The organism is Hyphomonas jannaschiana VP2 (assembly GCF_000685215.1).
Lineage (GTDB): Bacteria > Pseudomonadota > Alphaproteobacteria > Caulobacterales > Hyphomonadaceae > Hyphomonas > Hyphomonas jannaschiana.
Genome location: NZ_ARYJ01000009.1, coordinates 81,133 through 99,885, shown reverse-complemented (window position 1 = coordinate 99,885; position 18,753 = coordinate 81,133). Strand labels below are relative to the sequence as shown.

8 protein-coding genes are annotated in these 18,753 nt (G+C 57.0%); 7 read left to right on the top strand and 1 reads right to left on the bottom strand.

Annotation, left to right across the window (positions count from 1 at the left end; genetic code table 11):
* Positions 1 to 285 precede the first annotated feature (285 nt).
* From HJA_RS13605 to HJA_RS13575, 7 genes are all read left to right on the top strand, one after another.
* Positions 286 to 3,327 (top strand): TonB-dependent receptor domain-containing protein, encoded by a 3,042-nt coding sequence (locus HJA_RS13605; RefSeq protein ID WP_081814720.1) that lies wholly within the window; start codon positions 286 to 288, stop codon positions 3,325 to 3,327.
* A 172-nt stretch (positions 3,328 to 3,499) separates the two neighbouring features.
* The gene (locus tag HJA_RS13600) at positions 3,500 to 5,437 is read left to right on the top strand and encodes a gamma-glutamyltransferase family protein (protein WP_206741721.1); all 1,938 of its coding nucleotides are present in this window, start codon (positions 3,500 to 3,502) and stop codon (positions 5,435 to 5,437) included.
* A gap of 66 nt (positions 5,438 to 5,503) precedes the next feature.
* On the top strand, positions 5,504 to 8,452 hold the full coding sequence (locus HJA_RS13595; protein WP_155840008.1) for an amidohydrolase family protein: 2,949 nt from the start codon (positions 5,504 to 5,506) through the stop codon (positions 8,450 to 8,452).
* A gap of 236 nt (positions 8,453 to 8,688) precedes the next feature.
* Positions 8,689 to 9,264 carry an RNA polymerase sigma factor gene (locus HJA_RS13590; RefSeq protein ID WP_155840005.1) on the top strand — a complete coding sequence of 192 codons (576 nt, stop codon included), beginning with the start codon at positions 8,689 to 8,691 and terminating at the stop codon, positions 9,262 to 9,264.
* A gap of 23 nt (positions 9,265 to 9,287) precedes the next feature.
* Positions 9,288 to 10,352, top strand: coding sequence for a FecR family protein (locus HJA_RS13585; protein WP_035583229.1), 1,065 nt, complete (start codon positions 9,288 to 9,290; stop codon positions 10,350 to 10,352).
* Between the two features lie 297 nt (positions 10,353 to 10,649).
* Positions 10,650 to 13,460 (top strand): TonB-dependent receptor, encoded by a 2,811-nt coding sequence (locus tag HJA_RS13580; RefSeq protein ID WP_051597708.1) that lies wholly within the window; start codon positions 10,650 to 10,652, stop codon positions 13,458 to 13,460.
* A 71-nt stretch (positions 13,461 to 13,531) separates the two neighbouring features.
* Complete coding sequence (locus HJA_RS13575) at positions 13,532 to 15,700, top strand: acylase (protein WP_241764366.1); 2,169 nt, start codon at positions 13,532 to 13,534, stop codon at positions 15,698 to 15,700.
* Positions 15,701 to 15,894: 194 nt separating this feature from the next.
* Here the strand turns inward: HJA_RS13575 and HJA_RS13570 are convergent, their stop codons facing one another.
* On the bottom strand, positions 15,895 to 18,564 hold the full coding sequence (locus tag HJA_RS13570) for a TonB-dependent receptor plug domain-containing protein (protein ID WP_035583226.1): 2,670 nt from the start codon (positions 18,562 to 18,564) through the stop codon (positions 15,895 to 15,897).
* Between the last annotated feature and the right edge of the window lie 189 nt (positions 18,565 to 18,753).

Here is an 18,753-nt window from a genome sequence, read left to right as displayed (position 1 = left end):
TCATTGATACCCTGATTTTGCTCAATGGCGAGCGAGGCGTTGGGGTCAACGGCGACCCAAAAATTCCGAACACAGAAAATATTCGTGGTGACGCTTTCGGCGCACCAAATGACGCAAGGAATGCGCGAGTGTCCGGCAGGGGGGCTGCTGGCAATGCGGGGGCTTGCGGGAACAAGTAGCTCAGGAGTCAGTAAGCTAATGAAATCCAGAGAAGATGAGGGGTCAATGAATCAGGTCGGGATTGCGGGTTCCGCAAATAAAGATCGGTTCATGCGGCGCTGCGTAATGACTGTATCGACGAGCGCTCTGTTGCTCGGCCTGCTTTCACAGGGCGCAATCGCCCAGGAACAGGAAGAAGACGACACGGCGCAGATGGAGAAAGTTCTGGTCGTCGGTTCTCAGATTGCCGGTGCCAAAGTATCAGGCGCACTTCCTGTGTCCGTTGTGTCGCCGGATGAGATCGAGGCGACAGGTGCCGTATCAGCCGATGAGCTGTTCCGCACCGTGCCATCGGCCGGAGACATTACGTTCAATGGCACCTATCTGGGCGGCGGCAACTCAAATGCCGCTCGGGGTGACGTTTCCACGGTTAGCCTTCGGGGGCTGGCTCAAGGCAACACGCTGGTTCTGATCAACGGTCGGCGCTCGGTCGTTCACCCAACCTCCCAGACCGATAATCAGACACCGGTCTTCGGGTACAATATCAATGCTATCCCTGTTCAGGGGCTTGCCCGTGTTGAGGTGCTGAAAGACGGCGCGGCTGCCTTGTATGGGTCTGATGCTGTTGCGGGCGTGGTGAATAATGTTCTCCGTTCCGACTTCGAAGGTTTGGACGTCAATCTCCAGTACGGCCTTGCCGAAGGAACCAATCTCACTGAATTCACCGCAGACATGCTCTACGGTACGGATATCGCGAACGGGAAGGGCAATATTTCGATCTATCTGGGCGGTACGACGCGGGATTCCCTGCTTCGCTCCGATCAGGACTACACAAATCTCGCAGACATGCGACCGCTGACCGATGGAACAAACTGGGCAGGTGTCGCCTGGGACAATCGTTCGACATGGACCACCCCCTGGGGGCAGTTCACGCCCATCGATACGTCCATCGGCACGATCAGTGCAGATGGTGCGGCGTTTACGGATGCAGCCGGGACTTTCCATGTTCAGCCGGAAGGCTTTGGAGAGGGCTGTCCTTACGATGTGGGTGATGGCATCTGCTATGGCGCGGGCAGCATTTACACATCTGCTTATCGCGATATGCGCAATGACCAGATGGCAACGTTCGATACCCTGACAATGCTGCCAGCAGTCGATCGCATCAATATGTTCAGCTTTGCGAACTATGATGTATCAGACAGTCTTCGTCTCTATGGTGAGGTTGGCTACTACACCGCAACATCGGAAGCTGTGATTGGGTCAAGCGGTTCGCTCGGCTCGGGGCCAATCTATATTGCACCGGACGCATACTGGAACCCGCTTGGCCCGGTCGGTTCGCCGAATCGTATTGATGGCCTCAGTAGTAATGTTCCGGATGATGGCGTCGGTCTTGTAATAAACGCTTACGCTGCTCTCGATGCTGGTACACGGACGGTTACCGTTGATAATGATCAGACGCGACTTCTGTTCGGTGCGAAAGGCGACGCGTTTGGTTGGGACTGGGATTCTGCCGTTCTCTACAACGAAGCAAATGTGAAGGATTCTGCGGACGGTTACGATTCCCGTCTCTTCCAGCAGGCAATCAATCGCACGGACTCAACAGCGTACAACCCGTTCTGTGGTGGTAATCCGGCGACACCGTCTGTCGGAGGGCCGGACTGCAATTCTCAGGAAACGATTGACAGTTTCCGGATCACACAGGTTCGAGAGAATAAAACGACGCTGGCTCTTGCAGACTTCAAGGTCTCCAAGTCCGACCTGTTCTCGATCTGGGCCGGTGATGTTGGTGTTGCTGGCGGCGTTGAGTTCCGCCGGGAAACCTATCATGATGACCGAGATCCGCATCAGGATGGCTCGCTGCCTTATTACGATCAGATCACAGGCGACCTTGTGTCTGAATCCAGCCTCATGGGGCATAGTCCATCGCCGGACGTCAAAGGTAGCCGTAATGTTTCGTCCGCGTATTTCGAAGTCGCTGTTCCACTTGTGTCTCCCGAGATGAGCATTCCGTTTGTGCAGGCGCTCGACCTGCAGGCGGCTGCTCGTTACGAGGATTATTCGGATGTTGGTTCGGTTTCGAAGCCGAAGATTGCCGCTTCCTGGGATGTGATCGACGGGCTCCGCTTCCGTGGATCGTGGTCTGAAGGCTTCAAGGCGCCGAACCTGGAAGTGGTCAACACGCCGCTTCTGGAACGTGTGAACAGCTACCCGGATTACATCCAGTGTGAAGCAGCCCTTAGTCAGGGGCGGATCACGGACTTCAGCCAGTGTGCGACACTGGGTGTGACTGTGGCCAGCCTTCGGTCTGGCAACTCGGAACTCGAGCCGGAAGAGTCGGAAAGCTCCTCTTATGGTGTCGTCTTTGAGCCGCAGTTCATCCCGGAGAAGTTCGGGGCCCTGACTCTCACTGCTGACGTCTGGAGCATCGAACAGAAGAACCCGATTGGTCTGCTCAATGACTCTGTGGCGCTGTCGTACGACTATCTGCTTCGTCTTCAGGGCAGTTCCAACCCGAACGTGATCCGTGCGGACCCGACGCCTCAGCAGATGGCTGATTTTGCGGGTACCGGGCTCGAGCCGGTTGGGGATGTGGTCAACGTGATTGCGCGTTTCACCAATCTCTCGGCACTGAAAGTCGAAGGTATTGACTATGGTGCGTATTGGGATGTGCCGGTGGGGCCGGGTGAGTTGTCTGTAAACCTGAATGCCACCTATCTGGATACCTATTACCAGAGCCCGACAGCAGAGGCCGCCGCGCTTCTTGCCGGACTGGATGACGGAACGGTCAACCCTTATGTCACGGTGACTGGTGGTGGCAGCCTTATTCAGGAAGATGGTCGTCCGGAATGGAAGTATTCCATGTCGATGTCGTATGATATCGACAACTGGAAGTTCGGCGCATTCTCGCAGTACACAAGCGAAGTGTATCAGACGAGTGTGAGCAGCTCCACTTACGGCCCCTGGCCGATTGAAGACCACATGACGTGGAACTTCTATGGACAGTACACTGTCGAGAATGACAGCTGGACAGATGGCACTGCCATCCGCCTGGGTGTGCGGAACGCATTTAATGAGGATCCGCCGCTCGCCGATACCTATGGCTACCTTTCCTCTCTGTACCAGCCGCTCCCGCGCTATTGGTATGTGAATGTGAAGAAGTCCTTCTAGGAAGGATTAACCGTTATGACGGGATCCGGGGTGGGGCAATTGTGCCATCCCGGATGTCCAACACGAGAGATCGTTGCTTGCATATTGCTCGCTCTCGTTTCCAATATTCACCGCAGTCGTGACTGTCGGCTGATATATCGGAACATGACAATACGGGAGGGCGCCTGGGCCGATGACTGAAACCATCAAAGACACGAAGAGCAAATCAGACGACATTTCGGAGGCCGTGAACGCGAATCTGGACCGCCGCCGCTTCCTGACGAGCGGCGCGTTAGCGGCGAGTGGTCTGGCCGCAGCGTGTACCACGCCTGCCGGAACGCTAGAGCAGTCTTCGGCGCCGATCGCGTCAGAAAAGATAAGGCCGCCGGATGCGCCGGAAAGCGGTGATCTTGATGTTTCAACGCATCGCGTTGAAACGCCAGGACCGAATGGTGTTGTCAGTGCCGGCCATCCGCTCGCCGCGTCTGCAGGTTTGCGGATGTTCGTGCAGGGAGGCGCTTCTGGTGATGCTGCGGTTGCGGCGATGGCCGTTCTCAACCTTGTCGAGCCCTGGGCATCCAGTATCGGCGGGAATGGCTTTGCGACCGTGTATGAAAAGCCAGCCGGGAAAGTGAAAGCCCTTATGTTCGGAGGGGCAGCCCCATTTGCGCTGGACCCGGAAAGTGATCCGAAAGCGTATGATTGGGGCGTCAGGGCGGGGACAACTCCCGGCGCTTTCGACGGGTGGATCGAGCTCATGCGCAAGCATGGGCGCCTGTCGTTGGCAGATGTATTTGCGCCCGCAATTGACCTCGCGCGAAACGGTCATCCCATCGATCCGTCCATCGCGCGTGTGATCGCCTATATGCAGGAGCGATTGGCGCAACATCCTACGACCGCAGCTGTATTCCTGCCGGGCGGACACGTGCCGAAACCACGCCAGATCATGACAAATGAGAATCTGGCGAAGACATTTGAGTCGCTGGTTGCTGAAGAGCAGAAAGTGCTGGCGAGTGGCGGAGACCGTGACACGGCCCTGCTTGCAGCGCGCGACTACTTTTACAATGGCCCCATCGCGGCCGAGTTAGATCGCTTCTTCCGGGAAGAGGGAGGCTGGCTCAGAAAAGCGGACCTCACAGCCTACAAGGCTGAATGGGCGGATCCGGTCCGAACCACCTATCGTGGTTACGATGTCTATTCGACGCCTCCGACCTCCCGGGGTGGTCTCGAAGTCTGTATGCAGGCGAACATCATTGAGAGATTTGATGTCTCTGCACTTAAGCCCGGAAGTGCGCTATTGTTGCACCTGCAGGCGGAAGCGATCAAACACGCAAAAGCCGATATTTATGCGTACACAGCTGACCCGAAGCACGCAGACATTCCGCTCGATGCAATGTTATCGAAAGCTTACGCTGCGGATAGGGCGGCAATGATCGATATTGCGCAGGCATCGCCATTCCCGGCCGTGACAGACTTCCGGACATATGATCCGGCTGCGCCGCCTCCACCTGGTTCAACTCACCGTACGGAAGACGACGAGGCGCGCTTCAGCGATACGACCAGCCTGACTGTTGTCGATGCGGAAGGAAATACAATTGTTATTACGACGACGCTCGGCGGTGGTTTTGGTGCCGGCGTTGTTGTCGGGAATACCGGCTTCCTTCTGAACAACGGCATGCGGCTGGGATCGACGTCGCCCTATCCGGACAATGTCAATTTCGTCGCGCCGGGACAAATTCCGATCCTGAACAATTCGCCGGTCATCGTCATGCGTAATTCCCGGCTCTGGGCTGCTTTCGGAACACCGGGCGGTGAGACGATCGGCCAAAGCGAGTTTCAGGTGCTCATGAGCCTGGTCGACTATGGGATGGGCATACAGGAGGCGATCGAAGCACCGCGCTTCGCGGTCAAGGCCGACCCCAATTTTTATCTGCCCGGGGCTAGGTGCCTACTTCAATTGGAGTCGCGGTTTTCGCAACAAAGTCTGCGTGCGCTTCGAGCCTTGGGGCATTCGGCAGATTTCGTCGGTCCGTATGCGATCGGAAGCATCCAGGGTGTCAGAGCTTACGAAAATGGTGCTGGCATGGCGGGTGCAGACCCTCGCCGCATGGCCATGGCTGCGGGTTGGTAATTGTCCGGGAGAGGCCGTGAAGTGGTCTACGAATACTCGTTTGAATTTTAGCTGGGAGAAATCCACGTGAATTATAAGATGCGTTTGAAATCGGCAGGGGCAGTGTTTGCCCTGACGGCTGTCCTGATAGTGGGCTGTAGCAGTCAGGGGGCGTCCGTCGAGGTCGAAAGTCCGGCTGAGACGAAGACGCCAGATAAGGTGTTGATTGATGTCACTATGACTGAAGGCACCAATATGTCGGCGGCAATGTCGCCGGATGGTTCCACCCTCATACTCGCTTTGCAGGGGGTGCTCTGGTCCGTCCCGGCAGGCGGCGGGGCAGCAACGGCTCTCACACCGGCGGAAATGGATTCCCACGAACCCGCATGGTCGCCGGATGGGTCACTGATCGCGTTTTATACTTATGCCAGCAATGGCTTCACAATCTGGACGATGAAGCCGGATGGCTCGGAACTGACCCAGCGGACTTTCGGCCCCTCGGACGCCCGTTATCCAACCTTTACGCCTGATAGTAAAAGTATCCTCTACTCTGCTGACACCGAAGGTGGATACCAGGTCTGGTCGCTTGCGCTGGATGGTGAGACTGAGCCGCGGCAACTGACAGTCTCCGACGAGACGGGGTATGAAACGCCGCTAACGCCTTATTTTTCCGGCTTTGGTAACGCAGTTTATCCCGCCCTGTCGCCAGACGGTTCGAAGCTCGCTTTTGTGATCGATGGTCAAATGGATGCGCTCGTCGTCCGCGATATGGATACGCAAGAAGCATTCTCGATTGCGTACACGGCGAACACGCTAGGTGCACCGGTCTGGGCTGAAGACGGACAGTCACTTTACATTGCAGGGTTGCTGGGACGCGAAGGTCGTGTCGCGCAGGCATTCACGGATGGTTCCGACGCAAAACTACTCGTTGAGGGAGGAGACGTATTTCCCTTTCGTCCGTCGGTTCTGACAGATGGCTCGGTCCTCTATACAGCCGATGGCAAGGTGAAAGTTATTGCGCCGGACGCTGACGCGCCAACCAACATCGAGTTCACGGCTTCAGTGGAGTTGGATCGAACGCCTTACAAGCGCAGGACGTATGACCTGACGTCCACGGAGGCAACGCCCGCACTGGGTGTGATTGATCCGACACTCTCGCCCGATGGCAAAAAAGCTGTGTTCACGGCCATTGGAGACCTCTGGATCGCTGACCTTGAATCTGGGGAGACAAAGCAGGTCACAGACGATGATTTTATCGATCTGTCACCAAACTGGTCTCCTGATGGGAGCGCCATTGCTTTTGTCAGCGACCGCGGCGGCAAGTCCGACATCTGGCTGATGGATGTTGAGTCAGGCGCTCTCGAGCAGCTGACCGACGGTGCGCGTCCCGCCAACTCGCCGATCTGGTCACCTGATGGAACGCGTATCGCTTATCTTTCCGATGCGATGGTCACGATTTTTCTGGGCGCAACCGTCAACATCATCGATGTCTCGACAGGCGGCGAGACAATCGTGTCGGAACCAATCTTCGGGCCAAGCCCGCCGGCCTGGTCCAGTGATGGGGAAACAGTTCTGGTCGTCAGCCGGCTTCCCCAGACCAACAGGTTTCGGGAAGGCTACAATGCCTTGTTCCTGATGCCAGTTTCCGGTGAAGGCGAGACGCATTGGGTCGCGCCTGAGGGAATGGACGCGTCTCTTGGCCGACGCCAGTGGAACCGTCCGGCCTGGTCTTCAGACGGCATGATCGTTTACCGGTACAAGGGCGCACTCTATATGGCGTCGCTCTCAGGAGACGGGGAACTCGGAGAGGCCACGCTTGTGGCGTCTGTAGGTGAAAACCCGAACTGGTCCGCGGATGGTAGCAAGCTGATCTATATCGATGGTGCTGACATCATGCTGTATGATCGTGGCACCGGAGAGACGCGTACTCTCGACATAAAGCCCAAGTGGCATCGCGATATGCCGGATGAAGATTACACCATCCGCGCCGGGCACATGCTGGATGTGGCTGCAGGTGAGTATGTTGAGAATGTCGACATTCTTGTTGAAGACGGCGTGATCAGTTCGATCGTGCCTGCTGGCTCGGTGGAGCAGGTGGGCACTCTGGTCGATGCGTCCGATCAATATGTGATCCCCGGGCTTATCGAAAGCCACACGCACCAATCGATCAGTCAGGGCAAAGCGCTTGGCGATATATGGTTCAAATATGGAATCACCACGGTGCGGGAGACCGGGGATGACCCCTATCATGCCGTCGAGCGGAGAGAGGCTGCCGATGCCGGTAGGCGGGCCGCGCCGCGGGTATTCACGGCCGGGCCGCTCAATGAAGGGGCGCGTGTCTCCTATGGCGTTTCGGAAACGGTTGGAACGGTGGAGGAGGCTAGGGATTCCATGCGCCTCTCCACCGAACTCAAACTGGACCTCTACAAGAGCTATGTGCGCCAGGATTACACCGTTCAGAAAACAGTGATCGAACTGGCACATGAGTCCGGTATTCCGGTTACCGGGCATGAGCTTTATCCGGCCGTTGCGAATGGTGTGGACCAGATGGAACACTTCGGCGCGACAAGCCGCCGGGGATACTCCCTCAAGAGTTCTTTGACCGGGCATTCCTACCAGGATGTCGTTGCCCTGATCTCCCAGTCTGGAATGTACGTAACGCCGACGCTCGCCATGGGCAGACGCGCGGGTCCCGAGTTCGTACAGGCTGGTCAGGAAGCTCTTGTGGAAATTATCGACAATGGAGGGAAAATCGTTGCCGGTACGGATTCGCCATTCGTTCCTTATGGCGCTTCGTTACATGACGAACTGGCAGTCTATTCAGATGCCGGGGTTCCGAATGCCACCGTACTGAAGCTGGCAACAAGTCAGGCCGCAGAAGCGATCGGTGTTGGCGGCCAACTGGGCCAGATCGCTCCGGGATACTTGGCTGACATAACCATTCTTGACGGTGACCCTCTCGCAGACATTTCGAACACGCTGACTGTGAGCGAAGTTATGAAGAATGGGGAGATCGTTTACTCCAGACCAGAGTGAGTCTGAGACCGATCCGTGCAGACAATCAAAAAGGAGGCGTTCCTTAGTCCTGATCGCTTGTCGATGTAGTGCGAAGCCTTCGTCTGGAAGGATTGAAATTTTCGCATTTGGCCGGACATATTGCTTCACAAATGCGCATGAGTAGCGGAATGCCCACACATCGCATCCTCAGGCTTGTCTTGGTTGTTCCCGTTCGGATGGCTAGGCAGGCGGGGTGTTGAAGTGCGAGCCGGGTTTTGAGCAAGTCCAATACGAAGTCCATGCCCTCGGTTCCGGACGCGGTGCACGCTGCCGGGCCAGCGGCACTCAAGGACTCACCGAACTTTGAGCAGCTCTACCGGGTCTACTGGAAGGATCTCTGCGGGCACCTGCGGCGAATGTTCGGGGCGGGCCCGCCTGAGCCTGAGGATGCGGTGCAGGCCGCGTTTATCCGTTATGCGGCCCTTGAGGAGCCGCAGAAGGTGAGGAACCCGCGAGCGTTCCTGCTCGTGACTGCGCGAAATATCATACTGGACCAGAAACGCCGTTCAGGGCGGCATATGGCGTATGCGAAGGCAGTCCTTGCTGAAAATTCTGGTCCTCAATTGGATGATATATCCCCTGAGCGCGTCCTACTTGAGAAAGAGCGTTTTGAGGCAATCAATGAAGCATTCCGAAAACTGCCGGAAAAACAGCAGGTTATCCTGACCTTGCGGCGGCAGCACGGGTATACTTATCAGCAGATTGCCAACGAAACGGGTTGGTCATATGGCGACGTCTACAGGCAGATGGAAAAGGCGCTCGCCAGCCTTTCGCAAGCGCTCAAGCGCTAGCGGTTTGGGAGGGAACATTCAGTTTGAGTAAGCCGGATTCCAACGAAAACAAAGGCTTCTCCGAAGATGTGGAGGCGCAGGCGCGATCCTGGGTGACGTATCTGCATTCCGGAGATGCCACGGAAGAAAAGCTCGCAGAGTTCGAGACCTGGCTGGCGGCCGATACCTGCAACGTCATTGCCTATCATGACTATGAGCAGATCATGATGGACTTGGGCGTGCCTTGCGGTGTCCTGGGAGAACAGGAAACCGGACCATCCGTGACTCCCCTCAGCCAGGAATCCAGGCGCGCGTCTGGTCGCTTTTCACCACGTGCTCTGGCCGGAGGGGTCATGGCAGCTGCATTCGCGCTGGCCGCGACCATTGGCGTCTCCCTCCATGGCAGACCGGCAACTGATCCCGGTCTGACGGTGGCTGAGCAGCAGGTTTTCGAAACTGCTGTCGCGGAAGTCCGCGATGTAACCTTGCCGGATGGCACGGTTGTCACGCTGGGGGCAAAATCGCGTCTCGGTTATAAATTCGAGGATGGTCTCAGGACTGCCGAGCTTCTCGACGGCGAAGCCTTTTTTGACGTCGCCAAAGACGAGGCACATCCTTTCTATGTGCAGGCCGGAGACCGCCTGGTGCGCGTTGTGGGAACCCGGTTCGATGTCCGCGAGACATCTGACACGGTTATGGTGACCGTGGCTGAAGGGATCGTGCAGGTGATGAAGGGGCAGGACCCGCAAATCGCCGAAAGCCAGCATCAGGTGCTTCCGAAGGACGTGCTGACTGCCGGGGATCAGGTGGTCGCGTCGATTGGCAGTGGCCAGCGGCGCACCGGAGGTGTCGAACCGGATTCCGTCGCTAGCTGGCGCGAGGGCTGGCTGGCTTATGAAGATGTCAGCCTTGGCGATATTATTGGTGATATTCGCCGTTACGATCGCCGGGCCTATGATTTTTCGGATCCGCAGCTGGGGCAGATGCGGGTGACGGCGGCGTTTGGCGCTGACAGGCTTGATCAGTTCCTTTTCGCGCTGGAGGCTTCATATCCTCTTTCGGTAGACATGAGCGATCCCGCGAAAGTTGTATTCAGGCCGGCGGACTGAACGGCCAGATTTTCACCTGACAAAATCATGGACAAATGCGCGTATTTTCCGCGCGTGGTGCTGTTGAATACAGGGCAGTTTGTGCGGGTAATCGTGCGCTCCTTCTGGTTCACGGACATACTTCTGTCGACGGGATAGATGATGTCCTTCGGTCGTCAGGTTCCTCTGGGTGGCCCTGCATCAAGGCCCTTGGGACCCTGTCGCTATGTCATTCGAAGCCTTTTCGAACCATTGAGGGGTGAACTCAGGATGTCGAATGTCAGAAGACCGCTCAGTAGAGCTGGCCTGGCTGGTGTGATGTCCTTGGTCATCCTGCAATTCCTGTCGGCATTCGCAGACCCGGATGAAACAGGGATGGCATACTACCGGATCGACGCCCAACCGCTGGCGCGTGCGTTGATGGAGTACTCTGAGCAAGCGAAGGTGGTGCTGGTCGTTCCTGCCGGCATGCTGGAGGGAAAGACCTCAAATGCTATCGAGGGATGGTTGGTCGGTGATGCCGCCCTTGAGATGCTGCTCAAGGGGACGGGCCTGAGTGCCGAACGTCTGGAAAACGGTGCTTTGACTTTGCAGTCTGAGCTTATTGAAGAGCCAACCTTGCCGCCAGCGAAGGCAGTCCAGGCCACGTCACCAAAACAGCCTGACCCGTCAGTGTCCGGGCATGCAAAAATTGCAGAGATACAAGAGCACGAAAGTATTCAGAGCGCGGTCATTGTAACCGGTGTTCGGGGAGCTCCCAGAATACTGGTCAGCAGTCCCACGCCGGTCGATGTGTTCGGGGGTGAGGACCTTAAAACCGGAGGACCTGTCGGTATCTTCGAGTCGATCCGCTATCTGGTGCCCTCGTTCAACCTGCCGGCCCGGAGTGGCGGGGGCACGGCGGCTGTTATCGCGTCGGGTGGCATAAGAGGCCTCAACCCTGATCACACTTTGATTTTGGTGAACGGGAAAAGGCGGCACAAAACAGCGCTGATCAACTCAGTGTCGTCGCTGTATAACGGCGCCGCCGGAGTAGACGTCAATATGCTGCCGGCTTCGGCAATCGAACGGATTGAAGTTCTTCGCGATGGCGCTGCGGCGCAATATGGATCCGATGCGATTGCCGGTGTCATCAACTTCATTCTGAAAGATGCCCCCGATGGCGGGGATGTATCCATCAGTACAGGGCAGAACTTCGACCGGAACGATGGGGAATATGTCAATCTGTCCATGAGCCGGGGGATGGCGGTTGGGCCGACCGGCAGCCTGAACCTGTTTTACAATTATATGGACCGGGAAGAGTCCAATCGGGCCGTGCCTATATCCGACCGCATAAATCTCTATCCGTTGCTGGAGAACGGCGCGCGTGACCCGAGGGAGGCAACCATCAACCGCATGGTTTCCCAGAACTATGGCTCATTCCCGCAAATGTCGCATGTTTTAGGTGCAAACCTGGTGCGGGATCTGGCCGGTGCGGAGGTCTATTCTTTCGGAACGTATGGTTTTCGGAAGTCAGTGCTCAATTGGTCTTTCCGCGCGCCGACACGCGACGTGACTTTGCCCGAAGTGTATCCTGACGGTTTCAGGCCCCGCCTGATTATCAAAGAGAACGATTTCGAACTTGCGACCGGAATTCGCGGGGAGACGGCCCAGGGCTGGAACTGGGACATCTCGTCAAATTTTGGGTCAGACAATAGCGATTGGGAAAACATAAACGGCCTGAACGCCAGCCTCGGGCCGGACAGTCCAACGTCGTTTCATATTGGCGAACTGATTTCTTCGGAATGGGTCAATGCGCTGGATCTGACGAAGCGCTATGCGTTCAGACGTGGTGGCACCTTGCAGGTCTCTTTGGGTCTCCAGCACCGGCTGGAGACATATGAGGTTCGCGAAGGTGACGAAGCCAGCTGGATTGCCGGTGACTATGTTCGGCCGGAAGGCCAGCCCTTCGCGGGAGAGCTTCTTACGCCCGGTGCACAAGCCACACCCGGTTTCCGGTCTGACGATGCGGGCAGAAATCAGCGGACCAATCTCAGCGCCTATGGCGAACTTGGCTGGAACCCGGCCCGTAAAGTCTTTCTGGGTGCCGCCCTTCGTTATGAACGCTTCGATGATGAAGCAGGCGATGAACTGATCTACAAGGTGAATGGCCGGTATGAGATAGCCAACTGGGCGGCGATACGTGCATCTTACAATACCGGATTCCGCGCTCCGACTTTAGCGCAGCAAACCTACTCATCCACGACCAGCCAGTTTCGCGATCTGGACGGTGACGGAGATGCGGAGCTGTTGCTTCTGAAAAATCTGCCGGTGAATTCCCCCGCCGCGAAGGCGCTCGGCGCAACGCCATTGCACCCCGAAACATCCAGGAATCTGAGTGTCGGATTTACGCTGTCGCCGTGGCGTGATTTGTCGATCACGACAGACCTCTACCAGATTGATTTGGATGACCGGATTGCGGTGACCTCGGCTTTCTCTCCTCTGGACCCTCATCTTTCCGCTGACGGAGTGACAAGTGTTGGAGAGCAGATCCAGCGATTGCTGACAGAGAATGGCCTCTCACCGGACATCAGCGGGCAGTATTATACAAATGCCATCGATACCCGAACACGCGGTGTGGATGTCGTTGTGACCTATCGGCGGAACACCGATTTCGGCGATTTCAGCTTTATCGGCGGCTACAACAAGAATGAGACGGACATCCGTCACATCATGGAAAATCCGCCAGAGCTTGAGGCGCTTGGAGACATAGAGATCTTCGACCGCAGCAAACGGGCCGCGCTGACGGATACAATTCCGGACTCGAAAATTATCCTGAGTCTTGGTTGGGACATTGAGCGCTTCAGAACGAATGTCCGCGCCACCCGGTTCGGAGGATATACCGTCCGAAACGCGACGAACCCCGCAGAGGATTTCGATGTGGGGCCGGAATGGATTGCAAATTTTGAACTCGGCTATGCCTTGTCGGAATATTTCACGATCTATGCCGGGGCAAACAATGCGTTCAATACCTACCCGGATCGCATTAGTGAGCCGACGCCAGATAACGGTGCGAACATGTACAACACATTTGCCCCATTCGGGTTCACAGGCGGCACGTGGTTTGTGCGCGGATCATATAATTGGTGAAAAATTCATTCTGGCGTTTGATCGGACGGGTCGTGTGATCAAGTCTCAGGGATTGGAAAAGGACAGACATTATGAAGCTCAGACACTTGCTCACCGGCATCATGGTTGCTGGCAGTGGTGCGTTCCTGTTCGCATGCGCGGGGAGCCCGCCGGCGATGGGGGGCGCCCCGGAAGCTGAAGGGCAGAGGATGATTGCTGCCGAGACACCGGCCGCCGATGGGGAAATCCTGTGGGACACTTATGGCGTACCGCACATTTACGGCACTGACGCGGAAACCGTCTTTTACGGCTATGGCTACGCGCAGGCGAACAGTCATGCCAACACGATATTCCGTCTCTATGGAGAGGCGCGGGGCAAGGGGGCCGAATACTGGGGCGCCGCCTATGAAGACACAACCAAATGGCTGATCATGAACGGTGTGCCGGAGCGGGCGCAGGTCTGGTACGATGCCCAGGACCCTGAGTTCCGGAGAAATCTGGATGCCTTCGCGGATGGTATGAATGCCTATGCGGAGGCCTATCCGGAAGCGATAGACGAAGATGTGAAAATGGTCCTGCCCATTACGGGCGTGGATGTTGTTGCGCATGCCCACCGGCTGATGAATTTCGTATACGTCGCATCGCCCAATCGCACAATTGGTGAAGGCGATCCGCCGGAGCTCGAAAAGCAGGGTTCGAACACCTGGGCTGTGGCGCCATCCAAAACAGCCAGCGGCAACGCCATGCTGCTTCAGAATCCGCACCTGCCGTGGAGCATGCCGTTCTTTATCTACTATGAGGCGCACCTCGTCGGCCCGGACTTTGAAGTCTATGGCGCGACGCAGGTCGGGCTGCCGGTCATCCGCTTTGCCTTCAATCAGCAGATGGGGATTTCCAACACCGTGAACGGCATGGTGGGTGCCACGACTTATGAGCTGACGCTGAGGGACAATGGCTACCTGTTCGATGGCAAAGTGCTGCCGTTCGATGTGCGGGAGACTAGCTACAAGCTGCTTCAGGACGATGGGACCTATCTGGATGTACCGGTCACAATCCGCTCCACGGTGCATGGGCCTGTCTTTGAGCGGCCGGATGGCAAGTTCGTCGCCCTGCGCGTGGCCGGTCTCGACCGGCCGGGCATGTTGAACCAGTATTTTGATATGGTGACATCGGACAGCTATGATGAGTTCCATGAAGCCATTTCCCGGCTTCAGGTGCCGACGTTCAATATTTCCTATGCCGACCGCGACGGCCATATTGAGTATATCTTCAACGGCATGGCACCAAGGCGAACGTCCGGAGACATCGATTTCTGGAAAGGCCTGGTCCCAGGTGATACGTCAGAATATCTCTGGACCGAAATTCACGACTTTGAAGACCTGCCGCGCGTTACCGATCCTGAGTCCGGTTTTATCCAGAACTCAAACGATCCGCCCTGGGAGGCGACGCTTCCGGTGCCTTACAAGCCCGAAGACTATCCGTCCTATTTTGCGCCGAGAACACCTCTGTCCATGCGGGCGCAGAATTCCCTGAAGATGATGACGGAACATGACAACATCTCGTTTGACGAATTTGTTGACCTGAAGCTGTCCGCGCAGGCCCTGATGGCTGACCGGGTCCTGCCGGACCTGCTCGCTGCAGCATCCGGCGACGACAACCCGGACATGCAGGAAGCGGTCGAACTCCTCTCAGGCTGGGACAGGACATTTTCCTCAGATAACCGTGCCGGTGTCCTGTTTGAAGAATGGGCCAAGCTGTTCGCCGGTGCCCGCATGAGCGGACAGGAGGGGTTTGCCATTCCCTGGAGCGACGATGACCCGATCAATACTCCGTCAGGGCTTCGTGACCCGGAAGGTGCGGTCGATCTCCTACGGCAAGCCATCACTTCGACGAGGAAAAAATACGGGATGATCGATCCGCTCTATGGAGATGTTTCGCGGTTTATCCTGGAAGATGTCGATGTTCCCGGGCACAGCGGATACGGCAATCTCGGATCGTTCGACGTAATCACCTGGTCCGAACCGAATGGGGACGGCGTCCGGACGCCGGCGCATGGGGAAACCTGGGTGGCTCTGATCGAGTTTTCCACGCCCATCAAGGCTTACGGCCGGATGAGCTACGGCAATTCGCGCCAGCCCGGCACAACGCATTACAGTGACCAGCTCGAATTGCTGTCGCAGAAGGCGTTTCGCGAACTCTGGCTTCAGCGTGAGCAGGTCGAGGAACACCTGGAGCGTCGTACGACTCTCAACCCGAATTGATTTTGTGCGGGCAAGGCGCTGCATTCACCACTCGCAAAAAAGCCCCCGGGTGGCAGATGCCAATCCGGGGGCTGAGGTCTGCCACGGGGCAGGGATTACATGTCTTTGGTCTGTATTCCAGGGGCCGGAGGAGCCACCGTGCAATAAGGGAGGCCCGGCCGAGTGGGGAAAGACTGGCCGGGCCTTGAGTGTGGTTAGAACGAATATTCGTACTGGATCCAGAAGGACCGCGGTTTACCGTTCCAGCCATACTGCCTGTAATAGGCGCTATCATTCGGGCCGATCTCGCCGCGAACAACCGCCCGGTCTCTTGTATAGGTCGAGCCGCCGGAGGCGCGCTCAAAATAATCTTCACCCAGCAGGTTCACGCCGCGGATCAGGAAGCGGTGGCGCTTTTCTTCACCGAGGAAGTACTGGACTGAGCCGTTGAGCACAAAATAGTCGCCGAAGTTCATGTCTTCCACGACGCGGTTCCCATTCTCATCCACGAGGCGGGCGAGGCTGGTGCCTGCATAGGCCCATTCCGGTCCCTGCCAGCGCGGGTTCAGAGAAAACACCCAATTTTCGTTCGGTGTGTAGGTCACCAGACCAGACAGCGTCCACTCAGGGCGTTCTGAGGACTGACGGAACTCCGAGTGACCCGCATGACCGGGGATGATGAAGTCAAGGTTCGTCGCTGTGCCGTCGAGCCGGGCGAGGGTTCCGTACACCGGGTTTGGCTCCAGAGATTCCATGTCAGTATAGCTGAAGTCCGCCTGCCACTTGTCGAAGTCGAAAGCGACGTCGATGGTGAAGCCCTTGATGTCCTGATTTGCCAGAGCGTTCACGGCGACCGACTCGCCGGGATCGGAAAGGCCGCTTGCGGCTGTCCGGCAGAAGTCATCCGGTGCAATGATGTTGCGGCGGTTCTGCTCAATCGCAGCCGTATCATTGGTCAGGTTGTCGAAAAGCGGATTGGCAAGGTCGTTGGCGTATTCAAGGCAGACGGCGCCCACCGCGCGGCTTGAGAACAGGTTCTTGATGTCTGTCTCGAAGTAGCCAAGCTCGACGTTGTACGTGCCGCCGAAAATGTCCCCATCGATACCGGCGCCCACATTGAACGCATCGACTTCCTGCGGCTGCAGGCCCGGGTTGATGTTCGCGCCGGCACCGAAAGCACCGATTTCATCGATCTTCGGAAGGCTGTATGAGGTGCCGCCCGATCCCCGCGCATAGAGGCCGTGTCCGAAATTCTGACGCAGACCGACTTTCCAGACGGACTGATCGTCGAAATTGTCGTTGAAATCCTGACGGGCCGCGAAGGAGCCGCTGAAGCCATCCAGGACCGGTAGCGACAGGCGCAGGTCGCCGTAGACGCCTGTGCTGGTCAGTTTGACATCGCGGACACCGAAAGAGTCGTCGGAATTGTCCTTGTAGCTGGTGTTCTGAACACCGGCGACGATTTCGACATAGTCGTTGAGCGTATACGTCGCGCGGGCATTGAAGCCATAATCGACATAGCCGGACTCGCGCTGGTCGGTGGTGCCGAAGCCTTTCGTCAGACCACCATCGCCAAAGGATGCCGTGGACTGAACGACGTAACCCATCGGCGCGCCGATCGGGAACGGGTTGTCCACGGTGCCGTAGGGCTGACCATAGAATGGGCTATCCGGATCCTGGTTGATGTAGAAGCTGCTGCCGCCATTCCAGTTGTCGTCGCCAGCGCTGCCGGCACTGCCGTAAGGGTTGGTGACACAGCCGGCCGGGAGCCCCGGTACGGACGCCGCGAAAGCCTCATATGCGGCCGCAGTGGAGAAACCGGTGATGCCCTGACCGGCTGCAAGTGCCTGGATATCTGCGGGCAGGTCTCCGAGCCGCGGGATCTGACAGATGCGGGCGTCGATCTCGTTATTCTTTAGTTGTGGATCCTGGTAGTGGGCTTCAACGTCGATCTTCAGCTTGTCATTGAAGCGATGCTTGAAGGCGGCGTTGTAGATCGGAAATTCCGTGAAGTTCGGCTGGAACACCGTACTTTGCGGGAAGGAATCCCGGAAGTCGATGGTCGAGTAGGTCGCGCCGGCGCGGAACTCAGTGTCCGGTCCGATCTGCCAGAGGTATTTCAGGCCCAGGCTGTTGTAGCTGTAAGGGAATTCGTGACGGCCGCCGAGGGCCAGCACATTGTCGCCATAGGCTTCCTTGTCGAACAGCTCATGTGCATCTGTTTCATAGGAGCGGCCGAAGACGAGGATGGAGTGCTTGCCATCCTTGTCGAGCGGGAAGGACATGTTGCCATAGATTTCGCGCGTCTTGAACGCACCGGCATACACGCCGAACTGGCCCTTGGTCGTGCCATCCGGTTCCTTGGTGCGGACGCTGACAACGCCGAGGCCGCCGTTCGATCCGAAGTAAAGGCTGTTGCCGCCCCGGTAAACTTCCACGCTGTCGATCATGCGCGGGTCGATGGCTGTCGCAGGCCAGAGGTCTTCCAGAGGAGAGGAGCGGTCGAAATAGGGAACGCCATCCACGAGGAGCAGGGTGTCCCGGTCGGTGCCGCCGTCGATACGGATGGTGAATTCGCCTTCGTCCGGTGAATAGCCGATATTCGCACCACGGATCAGGCCCGATGCGAGCTCGCCGAAGTTTGTGAAACCGCCTGTTTCAATCTCTTCCGAGCTGATCAGCTGAACCTGTGTGCCGAACTCGGCAAAGTCCACTGCAATGTCAGATGTCAGAGCATCGACGGCTTGCCCTTCGACGCGGATTGTTTCGAGCCGGCGCGTATCGCCCCCATCCGGCTCCGGTTCAGCAAGTGCGGACTGGACAACGGTTGCCGCCATCAGTGCGCTAAAGCAGAATTTCACGCTGCTTTTCAATTTCTGTTTCATGGCTGATGCCTCCATATAACCCCATCACCCGCCGGACATCGGCGAGCCGGGCGCGGGCGGCTGGGAGCCGCTCTTGCCACGCCGCCGATCTAGACAGCCATCGCAACACTTCTATGAACTTTGAATAAAATTGATATGAATACTATTTACTTCATGGCCAATTTATAATTGAGAAAAATTCAAATTATG